Origin of the sequence: Roseomonas sp. KE2513, assembly GCF_016107305.1 — a bacterium.
In the GTDB taxonomy this organism is placed as follows: domain Bacteria; phylum Pseudomonadota; class Alphaproteobacteria; order Acetobacterales; family Acetobacteraceae; genus Roseomonas.
Genome location: NZ_RCVR01000013.1, coordinates 1 through 13,648, shown reverse-complemented (window position 1 = coordinate 13,648; position 13,648 = coordinate 1). Strand labels below are relative to the sequence as shown.

Annotated in this window: 13 protein-coding genes and 1 tRNA gene; 9 read left to right on the top strand and 5 right to left on the bottom strand. The window is 73.7% G+C overall.

Going from position 1 to position 13,648, the window contains the following annotated elements; translation table 11 throughout:
• Positions 1-16 precede the first annotated feature (16 nt).
• Both D9599_RS14470 and D9599_RS14465 read left to right on the top strand, forming a co-directional pair.
• Entirely contained in the window at positions 17-430 is a 414-nt protein-coding gene (locus D9599_RS14470; protein ID WP_198381949.1) for a hypothetical protein, read from the top strand.
• Positions 431-472: 42 nt separating this feature from the next.
• On the top strand, positions 473-1,927 hold the full coding sequence (locus tag D9599_RS14465) for an alginate lyase family protein (RefSeq protein ID WP_198381948.1): 1,455 nt from the start codon (positions 473-475) through the stop codon (positions 1,925-1,927).
• 3 nt (positions 1,928-1,930) lie between these two features.
• Here the strand turns inward: D9599_RS14465 and D9599_RS14460 are convergent, their stop codons facing one another.
• Both D9599_RS14460 and D9599_RS14455 read right to left on the bottom strand, forming a co-directional pair.
• Complete coding sequence (locus D9599_RS14460; RefSeq protein WP_198381947.1) at positions 1,931-2,383, bottom strand: response regulator; 453 nt, start codon at positions 2,381-2,383, stop codon at positions 1,931-1,933.
• Entirely contained in the window at positions 2,344-3,345 is a 1,002-nt protein-coding gene (locus D9599_RS14455) for a sensor histidine kinase (RefSeq protein ID WP_198381946.1), read from the bottom strand. The genes D9599_RS14460 and D9599_RS14455 overlap by 40 nt, the downstream gene beginning before the upstream one ends.
• Before the next feature lie 139 nt (positions 3,346-3,484).
• Between D9599_RS14455 and D9599_RS14450 the strand changes: the two genes are divergently transcribed.
• Positions 3,485-4,984 carry a CHASE3 domain-containing protein gene (locus tag D9599_RS14450; protein WP_198381945.1) on the top strand — a complete coding sequence of 500 codons (1,500 nt, stop codon included), beginning with the start codon at positions 3,485-3,487 and terminating at the stop codon, positions 4,982-4,984.
• Positions 4,985-4,992: 8 nt separating this feature from the next.
• Here the strand turns inward: D9599_RS14450 and D9599_RS14445 are convergent, their stop codons facing one another.
• From D9599_RS14445 to tsaD, 3 genes are read right to left on the bottom strand one after another with little or no spacing between them, the layout of a single operon-like run.
• Positions 4,993-5,991 carry an NAD(P)H-dependent glycerol-3-phosphate dehydrogenase gene (locus D9599_RS14445; RefSeq protein WP_198381944.1) on the bottom strand — a complete coding sequence of 333 codons (999 nt, stop codon included), beginning with the start codon at positions 5,989-5,991 and terminating at the stop codon, positions 4,993-4,995.
• The gene (locus D9599_RS14440) at positions 5,988-6,812 is read right to left on the bottom strand and encodes a 23S rRNA (adenine(2030)-N(6))-methyltransferase RlmJ (RefSeq protein ID WP_198381943.1); all 825 of its coding nucleotides are present in this window, start codon (positions 6,810-6,812) and stop codon (positions 5,988-5,990) included. The genes D9599_RS14445 and D9599_RS14440 overlap by 4 nt, the downstream gene beginning before the upstream one ends.
• Positions 6,809-7,840, bottom strand: coding sequence for a tRNA (adenosine(37)-N6)-threonylcarbamoyltransferase complex transferase subunit TsaD (gene tsaD / locus D9599_RS14435; RefSeq protein ID WP_198381942.1), 1,032 nt, complete (start codon positions 7,838-7,840; stop codon positions 6,809-6,811). Before tsaD ends, D9599_RS14440 begins: the two co-directional genes overlap by 4 nt.
• 121 nt (positions 7,841-7,961) lie before the next feature.
• Between tsaD and hemC the strand changes: the two genes are divergently transcribed.
• From hemC to D9599_RS14405, 6 genes are all read left to right on the top strand, one after another.
• Positions 7,962-8,990, top strand: a complete 1,029-nt coding sequence (hemC, locus tag D9599_RS14430) for a hydroxymethylbilane synthase (protein ID WP_198382133.1) — start codon at positions 7,962-7,964, stop codon at positions 8,988-8,990.
• Positions 8,983-9,744, top strand: a complete 762-nt coding sequence (locus tag D9599_RS14425) for a uroporphyrinogen-III synthase (protein ID WP_198381941.1) — start codon at positions 8,983-8,985, stop codon at positions 9,742-9,744. Before hemC ends, D9599_RS14425 begins: the two co-directional genes overlap by 8 nt.
• A 10-nt stretch (positions 9,745-9,754) precedes the next feature.
• Entirely contained in the window at positions 9,755-11,332 is a 1,578-nt protein-coding gene (locus D9599_RS14420) for a mitofilin family membrane protein (protein ID WP_198381940.1), read from the top strand.
• Entirely contained in the window at positions 11,332-12,642 is a 1,311-nt protein-coding gene (locus D9599_RS14415; RefSeq protein ID WP_198381939.1) for a heme biosynthesis HemY N-terminal domain-containing protein, read from the top strand. The genes D9599_RS14420 and D9599_RS14415 overlap by 1 nt, the downstream gene beginning before the upstream one ends.
• A gap of 92 nt (positions 12,643-12,734) precedes the next feature.
• Positions 12,735-12,809: transfer RNA gene (locus D9599_RS14410), tRNA-Thr, on the top strand.
• An 87-nt stretch (positions 12,810-12,896) separates the two neighbouring features.
• On the top strand, positions 12,897-13,640 hold the full coding sequence (locus tag D9599_RS14405) for a trypsin-like serine protease (RefSeq protein WP_198381938.1): 744 nt from the start codon (positions 12,897-12,899) through the stop codon (positions 13,638-13,640).
• Positions 13,641-13,648 lie beyond the last annotated feature (8 nt).

Here is a 13,648-nt window from a genome sequence, read left to right as displayed (position 1 = left end):
TGCGCTACGATGGGGCATGGCATTCAAGGGAAAGCCGCCGGGTTCCGGCTCCGGGGAGATGTCGCGCCGCACGGTGATGCTGCGCCCGGCCATCGACCTTGAGCCCCGCAAGCGCGACGAGGCGCGCCGCCTCCGCCGCGCCGGCCACGAGCCCGCCTTTATTGCCGAGACCATCGGAGCGCCCATCGAGGAGGTGGAGAAGGCACTCGTCCAGATGCGCATGCCGCGCCCCGAGACTACGCGCGGCACCCTGAACGTCACGCTCGCCGCCCATGCGCTGGTGATGAAGGAGCGCCAGGGAAACGAGCCGCTCTGGCAGACCATGGATCGCCTGCTGGATGAGCTTCTCCGCCTGCGCGCCGCCGAATCCGCCCGCGCCCGGCGCCGGCGCGAGGGCGAGGGCGCGCTGCCCCTCTTCCCCGAGGGCTAAGGGCGGCCTGACGCGGGCCGCCCCTCGGTGCAGAATAGGGACATGACGTTCCGCCGCGCCGCGCTGATCCTCGCCTGCCTTCTCGCCGGGCCGGCACTTGCCCAGGCGCCGCGGCCCTCGGGCACCAGCGCCGGCCCCTCCGCCCGCCAGCAGCCTGCCGCCGCGGCGGGTAAGCAGCCGACGGCCAAGGGGACCGCCGCACCTAACCGCCCGGCCGCCACGGCAACGCGCGGTGCCGTGCCGCCCCGCAGCGCCTCCGCATCCCGGCCTGCCGCGCCGCGCGGGGGCACTGCGGCTTCGCGCACAAGGCCGCCGGGCGCCGCCGCATCCCGCCCGGGTCTCGCGGCGCCGCGCCCTCCCGTCCGGCCGACACCCGCCGCTGTTCCTGCCGCGCCCGTCGTCATCCCCGCGCCCGAAGCGGCCGCCGTGCCGCAAGGCGCTGCGCCCCTCCTCCCCGCCGCAGCGGCCGCGCTCTCGGCAGTGCCGGTCGCACGTCGCGGGGCACCCGTGCTCGCCGGGCCCTTCCTTCCGGCGCCCGAGCCTTCCGGCCCCACCGCCTCCTGCGAGCCACCCGGCGCCCCCGTGCGGAACCTCGAGAGCACCGGCTTCTACGCAGATCCCGCCTTCTCCCGGCCCGATCCCCTGCGGATGCGGGCGGATGCGGAGGCCGGGCGCCCGCTGGTCGAATGGCTCACCCTCGTACAGCGCGCCGTCGCCCGGCACCGCGCGGGCGAGGCCGGGGCGGCAGACTGCGCCCTCGCGGCGCTGGACCAATGGGCGAAGGGCGGCGCGCTGCTCGGCGCCTTCAACCTCCAGGGCGGCTACCACAGGAAATGGGCGCTCGCCGGCGCCGCGCTTTCCTTCCTGGCCATCCGCGAGGCGCCGGGGCTCGACCCCGTGGCTCTCGGCCGCACTGCCCGCTGGCTCGGCGAGGTGGCCGAGGCGGTGCGGCCCCATTACGAGCGCAACTCCACCGCTATCATCAGCGACGTCCGCAACAACCACGCCGCCTGGGCTGGCCTCGCGGTGGCCGCCGCCGGCATCGCGGGTGGGAACCGAGTACAACTCGACTGGGGCGTGGCCCGCCTTCGCGCGCAGCTCGCCCAGGTCGATGAGCGCGGCGTCCTCCCGCAGGAAGCAAAGCGCGGCGCCATGGCCCTGCACTACCACCTCTTCGCACTCGACGCGGTCGCAGCGCTGGAACGACTGGCCGCCGCGAACGGCATCGCACTGACCGGGGGGGAGCGCTCCGCCTATGCCCGCCTGCGCGACCTCTGCCTCGCCGCGGCGCGCGACCCGGCCCGGATGGAGGCGATCGCGGGGGTTCCCCAATCCGACCCCTGGCTGGGGGAGCGCGCGCCGCTCGCCACGGCGGATGGACTGGAGATCGCCTCCATCGCCACGCCCACTCCGGAGCTGGACGAGGCACTGGCCTCCTTCCGCCCCTATGCCGCGCGGTGGCTGGGCGGCGCAATCACCGGATGGTGGAAGGGCTGAGGCCTACCCGCGCGAGTCGCGCGCTGGGCTCCCGCTCTGGCCGCTCTCTCTCCCGCCCTCGGCACCACGGCACGCGCTTGCCAGCACGGCAGTCAGGGCCGCAGGATTCAAGGGTTTCTGCAGGATCGCGAGCGGCCCAGTCGCCTCGCAGCGCGCGCGGAAGGCCGGGTCGCCGGAGCCGGTGACGAAGAGGAAGGGCGGCCCGCCGCGCGCCCGCAGCATCCCCGCGAGGTCCACGCCGTCTGCCCCGCCCGGCAGCTTCACGTCAAGACTGACGAGATCGACCGGCCCGCCGTCGAGGAGCCGAAGGGCGGCCGCCACGGTCGGCGCGATACCCACCACCTCGTGACCAGCATCCTCGATCACCTGCCCGAGGTAATCTGCGATGAGAAGCTCGTCCTCGACGACGAGCACCTTCAGGGGGCGATGCCCCGTGTTGGAACCGTGATCCGCCATGTCGTGCCGGGGGCTGATGCCCCGCCGGTCTCCATCTCGCCGCCGACCTGCTGCACGAGGCGATGGACCAGCCGCATACCCAACCCCCCCGATCCGCCCTTGGGCTCCGCCGGCCGCTCCCCGCTGCCGTTATCCGATATCTCAAGGCGGAAGCGCTCCGCGTCAATCCGATGGAAGCGGACGCCCAGCCGCCCCTCGTCCTCGGGGAAGCGCGCGTGCTGGAGCGAATTGGTCATCAACTCATTCGCGACCAGGGCGAGGGGCACCGCCAGGTCCACCGGCAGGGGGGTGGCCTCCACCTCGACCGAGGCCTTTACGCCCCGGCTATCGAGCCCGAGCAGGTCGTCCACGAGCTGCCCCAGAAAATCCGCGAAGTCTACGCGGCGGAAGTCGCCCCCGCGGTAGAGCCGCTCCTGCAACAGGGAGAGCGACTGCACGCGCCGTCCGAGATCCTGGAGCTTCGTTCGCGCGTCCGCATCCTCGATCGCGCGGGCGGTGAAGCTGATCAACCCAACCACAAGCTGCAGGTTGTTGTGCAGGCGGTGGTAGAGTTCCTGGGTCAGGAGGTCCCGGTTCTCTTCCAGGCCGCGTCGTGTCTCCGCCCTCGTCACGGCCGCCCGCGTGGCGGCGGCCAGCCGCTGCAGCTGCCGCGCCGACTTCACGACGTAGTCGTCGAACCCCGCCTTGATGGCGCGGACCGCGACCTCCTCGCTGCCGGTGCCGGTGAACATCACGGCGGGGCAGCCCGGCGCCACGGTCCGAACCCTCTCCAGGATCTCGAAGCCGGTCGTCCAGTTCAGTTCGAGGTCGGAGACGAGCAGGCCGGGCGGCGCCCGCAGCGCCTGGTCCAGGGTGGCCGGATCGCCGGCTTCCAGGATCTCGGCCTCCGGGAACTCGCGCCGCATCGCCCGCGCGGCCAGGCCTCGGAAATCAGGGTCGTCATCGGCAATCAGGATTCGCATCGCCCGAGAACGACACGGCCCTGGCCAGGGTTGATCCCAGCCCTTCGGCGCGATCGTGCCACAGGATGAAACCCGCCGCGGGCTGCTTGTCTTGGAATGTACCCTTGCTTGAGGCGGACGAAAGGAGACGGTCCCGGGCATGATGGCGATGCTGAGCGAGGCAGAGCCCTATGGCCGTTCGACGGGGCGAGGGGGCCTTGGCCCGCCCGCTTGGCGGCCACGATGGACAGGCGACCTCTCGGTCCTCGCAGCCGTCGCCGTGGCTACCTCCCTGGCGATGCTCATGGCAGGGGTCATCCTGCTGAACATCAACCTGCGGCGGATCGCGGAGGCGCGGGCCTTGGTGGAGGGCACGGTAGCCGTGCTGGACGGCGCCAGGTCCGTCGTCGTCGGCATCGTCAACGCCGAAACCGGCCAGCGTGGCTACCTCTTGACGGGCGAGGCGCAGTACCTCGAGCCCTATGACGCGGCGGTCCAGCGGATCTGGAACGATTGGGAGAACCTGATCGCCCGGGTGCGCCTGCCGGACCAGCGGCGGCGGCTGCTGGCGGTCCGCCCGCTCATCGAAGAAAAGCTGGCAGAGTTGGCGGAGACCGTCCGCCTTCGCCAGCACTCACTTGACGACGCTCTGCAGGTGGTGCGGACCGACCGGGGCATCCGGATCATGGACGAGATCCGCGCCCGCTTCAGCGAGTTCGAGGCGGTGGCGCGCGACCTGCTGGTGGAACGTAGCCGCATGCAGGAGGAGCGCACCCGCTTCACCACATGGGTGGCGCTCGGCTGCGGCGCCCTGGCCCTCATCTCCGCCGTCCTCGGGGGCTTCATCGTCCTGCGCCGCCGAGACATGCGCCGGCTGGCCGAGCAAAACCTCCGCCTGGAGCGCCAGGTGACGGCGCGGACGGCGGCGCTGGAGGAGTCCAACGACGAGTTGCAGGCCTTCGCCGCGGCCATCTCGCATGACCTGCGTGCCCCCGCCCGTGTCATCGGCGGCTACGCGGCCGCGCTGGAGGAGGATGCCGGCGAGCGCCTGGCTGCGGAGGAGCGCGGCTTCCTCGCGCGGATCGCCGGGGCGGCGGCGCGAATGGACGGGCTGATCGACGATATTCTCGGCTACAGCCGCCTCGCGCGGCAGGATCTGCCGCTGAGACGGGTTGCGCTGGAGGACGTGGTCGATGCCGTCCTGGACGGCCGGCGGGAGGAAGCCGCCGCTGTCAATGCGCGGATCGAGCTGCGCCGCCCGATGGGCGCAGTGCGCGGCCACCTTTCGGCGCTCACCCAGGCCTTCGGCAACCTCTTCGGCAATGCGCTGAAGTTCACCGCGCCGGGCCAGAGGCCGGAGGTTCTCATCCATACGGAGCCCGGCTCGGTCGGGACGATCCGTCTTCTGGTGGAGGACCGCGGGATCGGCGTCGCGCCCGGGCAGGAGGAGCGTGTGTTCCGCCCCTTCGAGCGCCTGCACGGCCGGGAGGCCTATCCCGGCACCGGGGTTGGGCTTGCGATCGTGCGGCGCGTGGCCGAGCGCCTCGGCGGCCGCTGCGGCGTCGCTCCGCGGCCGGGAGGCGGCAGCCGCTTCTGGATCGAGCTGCCGGCTTGGACGGAGGAAGGCGACGGCAGCCCGATTCGCCGCCCGCCGGAATAGCAAGCCGGCTACTCAGCGCGCGGCGGGCGGCCCATCAGGCGCTCCACGGCCGCGCCCATTTCCAGTGTGCCGTCCAGCACGGCGGCAACGGCGGCGCAGACCGGCAGCTCCACCCCCGCCTGCGCCGCGCGGGCGAGAAGGGCCGGCGCCGTTGCCACGCCTTCCGTTACCGACTGCCGCCCGGCCAGCACGGCCGCCGCCGCTTCCCCGCGCCCGAGGGCGAGGCCAAGCGAGAAGTTCCGGCTGCCCGCCCCCGCGCAGGTGAGCATGAGGTCGCCGAGGCCCGAGAGCCCCGCTACTGTCTCCGCCCGCCCGCCGAGGGCCACGACAAGCCGCGCGATCTCGGCCAGGCAGCGCGTGACGAGGGCGGCGCGAGCGTTCTCGCCCAGCCCCGCGCCCATCACCGCCCCGGCCGCAATCGCCGCCACATTCTTCGCGGCCCCCGCTACCTGCACTCCCAGCGGGTCCGTGCCGGCGTAGAGGCGGAAGCCCGGGGAGGCGAGGCGCGCCATCACCTCTCCCCGCAGCGCCCCGTCCGCCCCCGCCACTACGGCCGCGGCGGGAAGCCCCGCCGCAACCTCATGCGCGAAGTTCGGGCCGGAGAGCACCGCCGCCGGCAGCTGCGGCCGGGCCTCTGCGAGGATTTCCAGCGGGAAGCGCAGCGTCCCGGTCTCCACCCCCTTCGCGACAACGACGCAGGGCGGCAGCGCACCTAATCCCTTCAGCACGGCGCCCAGGTGCTGGGTCGGCACTGCCAGGATCGCGAGGGAGGCGCCGGCCAGCGCCGCTCGCGCATCTCCCGTTACCGCCAGGCCAGGGGGCAGGGGGGTGCTCGGCAGGTGCCGCGCGTTCTCGCGCAGCGCCTCGATCGAGAGCGCCCGCGCCGGCTCCCTTGCCCAGAGAACCACTTCCTGCCCCGGCGCTTCGGCCGCGCGCGTGGCCTGGATGGCCAGTGCGGTTCCCCAGGCACCGGCGCCGATCACCGCGACCTTGTCGCCCCCGCTCATTCCGGCACGATCTCTGTAACGGCCCAGCCGCCGCCCTTCTCGTGGTCGTCGAAGCGCGCGTGGAGCGCGGCCAGAAGGGAGCGGGCCGTCTCCGCGAAGCCGTAGGGCGGATTCACGACGAGGAGGCCGCAACCGTTCAGCCGCCGCGGGTCGGTCGGCTCGCGCAGCCACAGCTCGCAGCCGATCACGTCCCGCAGGCCGAAGGCGGCGATGCCGTCGGCGAATGCGCGCACCGGGGCCCGGTGCTTGATTGGATACCAGGCCGCCTGCACTGCGGGGCGGAAGCGCTGCGCCAAGCGGGCCATCGCGGCCGAGAGCCGGTCGAACTCGTCCTCCACCTCGAAGGGCGGATCGAAGAGCACCAACCCGCGCCGCTCCGGAAAAGGGGTAAGGGCGGTGATGGCTTCGTAGGCGTCTCGCCGGTGCACGGAGACCTGGGGGTCGCCCTTGAAGGCCGCGCGCAGCGTTGCGGCGTCCTCCGGGTGCAACTCGCAGAGGGTGAGATAGTCCCCCGGCCGCAGCATGGCGCGGATTAGAGCCGGGCTGCCCGGATAGGTGCCGGGCGTGAAGCTCCGCACCAGGGTGAGCCAGGGCAGGAGCGGGCCGTCCTGGATGGCCTCCAGCAGTCCAATGCCGTCGCGCCATTCTCCGGTACGCCGGGCCTCCTCGGATTGCAGGTCGTAGAGGCCGATGCCGGCATGGGTATCGAGCACGCGGAAGGGCGTCGCCTTCCGGCCCAGCGCCGCGACAAGGGCATGCACCAGGGCGTGCTTCATGCAGTCCGCGAAATTCGCGGCGTGGAAGGCGTGCCGGTAATTCATGTGGGCGGGGTCAACTCATCCAGCGGCCAGCGGGGGCGTGGGGCGTGGTCCCAGGGATCGGTGAGGCCGGCGCGCAGGCGCTCGATCCCCGCCCAGGCGACCATCACCGCGTTGTCGGTGCAGAGGCGGATAGGGGGAGCGACCATCGGCAGCCCCGCGGCCGCCGCGACGGCCATCAGTGCGGCGCGCACGCCGCTATTGGCCGCGACGCCGCCCGAGACCACCAGCGCGGTCGCGCCCGGCGCCATGGCGAGCGCGTGCCGCGCCCGGTCAGCCACTACTGCGGCGACCGAGGCCTGAAAGGAGGCGGCGATGTCGGCCGGCGCTGCCACGCCCTTGGCCACCGCCTGGGCAACGGCTGTCTTGAGGCCGGAGAAGGAGAAGTCGCAGCCCGCCCGCCCGAGCAGCGGACGCGGGAGCGGCACGCGGGCGGCATCTCCCCCAGCCGCCAGCCGCTCGAGATGCGGGCCGCCGGGCCAGGGCAGGCCGAGCAGCTTGGCCGCCTTGTCGAAGGCCTCCCCCACCGCATCGTCCAGGGTCGTGCCGAGGCGGCGGTAGCGTCCTAGCCCCTCCACCGCCACGCACTGGCAGTGCCCGCCCGAGAGCAGAAGAAGAAGATAGGGGAAGACAGCCCCGCCCGGCAGCAGCCCGGGAAGCCGGGGCGTCAGCGCGTGCGCCTCCAGGTGGTTAACCGCCACAAAGGAAAGCCCGTGGGACAGGGCCATGCCCTTGCCGAAGCTCGCGCCCACGATCAGCCCGCCGATCAGTCCAGGGCCGGAGGTGGCGGCGACCCCGCCGAGGTCGCCCGGCGCGACGCCCGCGCGCTCCATCACCCCGGCCACCAGGCCCGGCAGGTGGGACAGGTGGGCGCGCGCGGCCAGCTCGGGCACCACGCCGCCGAAGCGGGCGTGGTCCTCGGTCTGGCTGAAGACCGCTTCGGCCATGATCGTTCCGTCTGGCGCCAGCACGGCCGCCGCCGTCTCGTCGCAACTGCTCTCGATGCCCAGGACCGGACCCTTCAGGTCCATCCGCCATGCCCCCGCCTGCTCGCGGCGGCTTCTAGAGCAATTCAGGCGCGGGGAGGAAATGCGCGGCAGATTCCCGCTCCGGTCGTTTCCGGAGAGCGGCGAACCTCTCTATAAGGCCGCCATGTCGCTCGCCCATCCCGGCCCCCGTTCCAGCCACGGGGGCGGCGCATCCGCGGAAGCAACGCGGGTGCGGCCCCATATGCGCTCCCTGCCCCTTCGCGTGGGCACGCGCGGTTCGCCGCTCGCCCTCTGGCAGACCCGCTGCTTCGTGGGGATGGTCACGCATTTCTGCCCGGTGCTCCGTGCGGCCAATGCCTTCGAGGAGCATGTGATCCAGACCTCGGGCGACCGGATCCAAGACCGGCGCCTGGCGGATCTCGGCGGCAAGGGGCTCTTCGCCAAGGAGATCCACGAGGCGCTGCTCGACGGCCGCATCGACTTCGCGGTGCACAGCCTGAAGGACCTCGAGACCGAGATGCCGCCCGGGGTGGTGCTCGCCTGCACCCTCAAGCGGGAGGACAGCCGCGACGTCCTCATCCCCGGCCCGCACCTGCCGCCTCTCGACCCCTCGGACCCGATTGGCAGCATCCCCGCCGGCACGCGGCTGGGCACGGCCAGCCTCCGCCGGCAGGCGCAAGTGCTGCACGTCCGGCCGGACCTGCGTGTCGGGATGATCCGCGGCAACATCCAGAGCCGCCTCCGCAAGCTGGAGGAAGGGGAGGCGGACGCCACGCTTCTTGCCCTCGCCGGGCTGCGCCGGATGGAGCTGGCGCCGGAGGGGATGATGGTCATCGACCCCGAGGCGATGGTGCCGGCGGCGGGCCAGGGCATCGTCGGCGTCACCGTGCGGGCCGAGGACACCGAGCTGCACGAGCTCCTCTCCGGCATTGAGGACAGGGAGGCCCGCGCCGTCTCCCGCGCCGAGCGCGCCCTGCTCGCCTCGCTCGACGGCTCCTGCCGCACGCCCATCGGTGGCCATGCCCGCCTGCTGCCCGACGGCCGCCTCCACCTGACCGGCCTCGTCGCGCGGGCGGACGGTTCCTTCCTTCTCAAGCGCAGCCTGCACGGTCCGGCCGCCGACGCGGAGCGGATCGGGGTGGAGCTGGGCAGCAGCCTCCGTGCCGACAGTCCGGCGGACATCTTTGGTTGAGAACGAGGGTGAAGCGGGCGCGCCCGCCTGCCTGATCACGCGGCCCGAACCAGGGGCCGCCGCCACCGCGGCGCGGGTCGCGTCGCTCGGCTGGCGCCCCATCCTGGCGCCGGCCCTCGTCCTCACGCCCTTGCCGATGCCGCCCGCGCCTGCCGCGCAGGCAGCGCTCGTGGCGAGCGCCGCCGCCGTTCCCGCCCTCGCGGCCGCCTGCCCGCTGGGGTTGCCGCTACTTGCGGTGGGGGAGGGGACGGCCGAAGCCGCGCGCGCCGCCGGCTTCGCCACCGTGTTCGCCGCCGGCGGCGATGCCGAATCGCTCGCGGCCCTCGCCGCCGCCCGGCTGGCTCTGGGCGATGGTCCCCTCCTGCTCGCCGCCGGCCGCGGCTACGGCGACGACCTCGCCGCGTCCCTTACCACCCGCGGCTTCGCCCTCATCCGCCGTGAGGCCTATGTCGCTGCCGAGGCCGCTGAACTGCCAGCGCCCGCCCGCGCCGCACTCGTTGCAGGCTCGGTCCGCGCGGCGCTATTCCTCTCGCCGCGCAGCGCCCGTGCGACCGCTTCCCTCCTGCGATCGGCCGGCTTGTCCGGCGCGGCAACTGCCATCCGCGCCGTCGCGTTGAGCGGCCGGGTGGCCCGCGCCCTGGACGGCCTGCCCTGGGGGGGGCTGGACGTGGCGGCGCGACCGGATCAGGACACGTTGCTGGGCCTTCTCGGCCCCGCTCCCCCGCTGGCCTCTCACGCCCGACCAGAAGGATAACCCCGACCTCATGAGCGACAAGCCCAGCACGCCCCCCGGGGGACCCGGCGCCAAGGGCCGGTCCGCGGCGGATACGTCAGGCAGGGGGAACAAGCCCGGCACGACTAACCCCGCCGGGCGGGACGCGACGACCTCCGGCGCCGGCGTTCCCTCCGCGGCGGAGCTGGCCTCGTCCTCGTCCTCCTCGGCCGCCGCTTCTTCCGCAGCTGCACCGATCCCGGCAGCCACAGCACCCGTACCACCCAGTGCCGCAGCGCCCTCCGGTGGCGCGGGCTCCTCGTCCGCGCCGGCCATGCCGCCTCGCCCGCCCGCCGCGCCCGCGAAGCGATTCGAGCCGGCCATCCTTCCGATCGCGGCCGCGCTGATCGTGCTGGTCGGCGCCATCGCCTATCTTCTCTCCAGCCCGCGCGCCACGGTGAACAACCCTGTCGCCCTGCAGCAGGCCGATGCGGCGCGGATGAACGCGGTGGATACGCGCCTCGCCGCCCTTGAGGCCCGTCCCTCCGCCGCTGGCCTCGCCGAGCGCGCCGCTGCCACCGAGCGCCGGCTGGACGCCGCCGAGACGACCGTGCGCGAGCTGGGCGCCAAGCCCGTCGTGGATGCCGATGCCCGCGCGGGCGTCACGGCCCTGACCGCCACGGTCGAGACCGCCCGCAATGCCTCCGCCGAGGGGCTGAAGCGGCTGGAGGATCGCCTCGCGGCGCTCGACGCCCGGACGCAGGAGGAGCGGCGCCAGGCCGATGCCCGCCTCGCCGCACTCGACACCCGCGCCCAGGAGGACGCCCGCCGCACGGAGGCGCGAATCGCCCAGGCCGAGGCGACCCTCGCCAACCGCCTGACCGGCGCCGAGCAGTCCCTCGCCGCCCGCGTGACTGCGGCCGAGCAGGCCTTCGCCCCGCGCCTCGCGGCCCTCGACGCCGCGCTGAACCAGCGAGTGGAGGCGGCCGGACAGTCCATGGCCCAGCGCCTGGACGCCGCCGGCAAGAGCCTCGATGAGCGGCTCGCCCGCGCCGAGGCCGGCGTGAACGAGCGCATGGGCCAGCAGGAGGCGGCCCTCGCACAGCGCGTGCAGGGCTTCGAGCAGCGGCTTGCCCAGGCCGAGGCCGCCGAGCGTCGGCTGACCGCGCTCGCCGCCCGCGGCACCATTCAGGCCGCGCTGGAAGCCGGACGCCCGCTCGGGCAGGCCCTTTCCGGCCTGCCGGGCACGCCGCCGGTCGCGCTCACCCGCTATCGCAACGCGGCGCCGCCGACCGAGGCCGCGCTGCGCCTCTCCTTCGAGGACGCGGCCCGTGCCGCCCGGCTCGCGGCCGAGCCGCAGGGGCAGTCGGTGACCGATACCGCTCTATCCCGCCTCCAGGGCCTCGTTACCGTCCGCCGCGGCGAGCAGGTGGTGGTCGGCGACGCCGTTTCGGGCGAGCTGGAGCGCGCCCGCCGCTCGCTCGACGCTGGCGACCTGTCCGGCGCGGTGGAGCGGCTGGAGAAGCTGCCCGCTCCGTCGCGCGACGCCATGGCCGGCTGGATCGGCCAGGCGCGTGAGCTGGTGGAGGCCCGCGTGGCCCTCCGCGATATTGGCACGGGGTCCAACTGATGCTCCGCGCGATCTGGCTGCTGATCCTCCTCGCCCTCGGGGTCTGGGCCGCGCTCTTCCTCCGCCAGATGGGCGGGAACGTGGAGATCAGCGTCGGGCAGACCTTCATCGGCATCCCCGTCTGGCTGGGGCTGCTCGCGCTGGTGGTCGGCTTCGTGGTGCTGCACGGCATCCTCTCCGCCTGGAAGTCGCTGCGGGGCTGGCCGGCGCGGATGCGTGCCCGCCGGGCCGAGCGGCACCGCCGCGACGGCGATGCCGCCGTCACCCGTGCCCTGGTAGCGCTGGCCGCCGGCACTCCCGACCAGGCCCGCACGGAGATTCGCCGCGCCCGCAGCCTGCTGGGCGATACGCCGCACACCCTGCTGCTGACCGCCGAGGCCGAGCGCATGGCCGGGCGCAACGACGCCGCCAACGAAGCTTTCCGTGCCCTGGTGGCGCGGGAGGACGGCAAGTTCCTCGGCCTGCGCGGCCTGCTGCGGGATGCCATGCAGCGGGAGGACTGGCCGACCGCGCAGCGACTCGCGCGCGAGGCCGAGGCCGCCCAGCCCGGCGCCGAGTGGGTGAAGACCGAGCGCGCGGCGCTCGCCCTTCGCACGCGTGACTGGCGCGAGGCGCTGGCCCTCTCCCCACCCGGGCAGCTCACCGGCCACCGGCGCGCGGCGCTCGCCCTGGCGGCCGCCATGCAGGAGCCCGACGCGACGAAGGCTGCCACCTTGGAGAAGGAGGCGCTCTCGGCCGATCCGCGCTTCGCCCCGGCGGCCCTGGCCGTTGCCCGGCGGCAGGCGGCAGAGGGCAGCCCGCGCCGCGCAAAGACCACGCTGCAGACCGCCTGGACCGCCGCCCCGCACCCCGACCTCGCCACCGCTTATCTCGGCGAGGAGGTGGACGCGCTGGCCCGGGTGAAGTCGGCGGAAGCCCTGACGCACGACAATCGCGGCCATCCCGAGAGCCGCCTCGTGCTCGGCCGCACGGCGCTCGCCGCCGGGCTGACCGGGCGGGCGCGGGCGGAGCTGGAGGGGCTGGTCTCCTCCGGCCAGGCCGACCGCCGCGCCTATCTGGCGATGGTGGACATGGACGCGGTGGAGCTGGGCGACAGCGCCGCCGGCCGCGCGGCCGAGGCGAAGTGGCTGCGCCTCGCCGCTGCCGCACCGCCCGAGCCGCGCTGGCAGTGCCTCTCCTGCGGCACGGCGCACAAGGCCTGGGAACCGCTCTGCGAGAGCTGCGGCACACCCGGCCGCATCGAGTGGACCGGCGGTGCGCCGGTCGTCGATCCCGGGGCGGCCAAGGGCGGTGCGGTGGCCACGGCCTGAGCCTCGCGCGACGCAAGTGGTGTTGCCCCCGCGCGCGGGGGCGGCTAGAAGGCGCCGCAGGACGTCGTTGCCCCCGCGGGCACGGCGTCGGGGCCGGGTTAGCACAGCGGTAGTGCAATCGATTCGTAATCGATAGGTCGCGAGTTCGATTCTCGCACCCGGCACCATCCTTTCTCTGAAGATCCATGCCAGATCGTTCTTCGTCGCCGCTTTGCAGGCCGAGGCGGACTTCCCGCGCGCGCAGGCGATGCCGTGTGATCCTGTGCCTGTTGGTAGCGCTTATCCTCCCTTCCACGGCCGGTGCGCGCGAACCGCTTATCCCCCGCTCGGAACTGCCCGGCCTCGGCGTCGCCGACCCACGGCAACCCGTGGAGGCCAGTGCCGCGCCCTGGGCGGCGCTCGGGCGGGTGCAGACGGAACTCGGTGGCCGTTGCACGGGCACCCTCATTAGTCCCCGCAAGGTGCTGACCGCCGCGCACTGCCTTGTTGCGCCGGGCGCTAAGAGATGGGTGCGGCCTTCCTCCGTTCATTTTCTTCTCGGCTACCGGCGAGGAGCCTGGAGGGGGGAAGGGCGGGCCAGCAGCTTCGTCACTGGCCCCGGCTTCGACCCGGTGTCGCGCGCGCCGGCGGGCGCCGACTGGGCAATCCTCACCCTCGCCGCGCCCCTGTCCAACGATGCCGCTCTGACGCTGATCGACATCGGTTCGTTGCCTGGGACACCCCTGATGCTGGGCGGCTATCAGCAGGACCGGCCCGAGATCCTTCTGGCGGACATTTCCTGCCATCTCCTGGGCGGTGCCGTTCACGAAGGGCGCACGCTGCTCGTCCATGACTGCGGCGGCACGCGCGGGACCAGCGGAGGACCGGTGCTTGCCCGTGGAAGCAATGGAGCCTGGGCGGTCGCGGGCGTCGCAGTTGCCGCATCCCGCGCCCGGGCGCTCGGCCTTGCCGTGCCTATCGCCGCCCTGCGCCAAGCCTCTGAGCGGGTAGGGGAGTAGTGCGAGGT

Excerpts from the sequence above, each read along its gene's own strand:
- D9599_RS14460 (WP_198381947.1), bottom strand. The coding sequence starts at position 2,383 with ATGGCGGATCACGGTTCCAACACGGGGCATCGCCCCCTGAAGGTGCTC.
- D9599_RS14445 (WP_198381944.1), bottom strand. The coding sequence starts at position 5,991 with ATGAGCGGGGGCGACAAGGTCGCGGTGATCGGCGCCGGTGCCTGGGGA.
- D9599_RS14450 (WP_198381945.1), top strand. The coding sequence starts at position 3,485 with ATGATGGCGATGCTGAGCGAGGCAGAGCCCTATGGCCGTTCGACGGGG.
- D9599_RS14420 (WP_198381940.1), top strand. The coding sequence starts at position 9,755 with ATGAGCGACAAGCCCAGCACGCCCCCCGGGGGACCCGGCGCCAAGGGC.
- D9599_RS14470 (WP_198381949.1), top strand. The coding sequence starts at position 17 with ATGGCATTCAAGGGAAAGCCGCCGGGTTCCGGCTCCGGGGAGATGTCG.
- D9599_RS14465 (WP_198381948.1), top strand. The coding sequence starts at position 473 with ATGACGTTCCGCCGCGCCGCGCTGATCCTCGCCTGCCTTCTCGCCGGG.
- hemC (WP_198382133.1), top strand. The coding sequence starts at position 7,962 with ATGTCGCTCGCCCATCCCGGCCCCCGTTCCAGCCACGGGGGCGGCGCA.
- tsaD (WP_198381942.1), bottom strand. The coding sequence starts at position 7,840 with ATGGACCTGAAGGGTCCGGTCCTGGGCATCGAGAGCAGTTGCGACGAG.
- D9599_RS14455 (WP_198381946.1), bottom strand. The coding sequence starts at position 3,345 with ATGCGAATCCTGATTGCCGATGACGACCCTGATTTCCGAGGCCTGGCC.
- D9599_RS14415 (WP_198381939.1), top strand. The coding sequence starts at position 11,332 with ATGCTCCGCGCGATCTGGCTGCTGATCCTCCTCGCCCTCGGGGTCTGG.
- D9599_RS14440 (WP_198381943.1), bottom strand. The coding sequence starts at position 6,812 with ATGAATTACCGGCACGCCTTCCACGCCGCGAATTTCGCGGACTGCATG.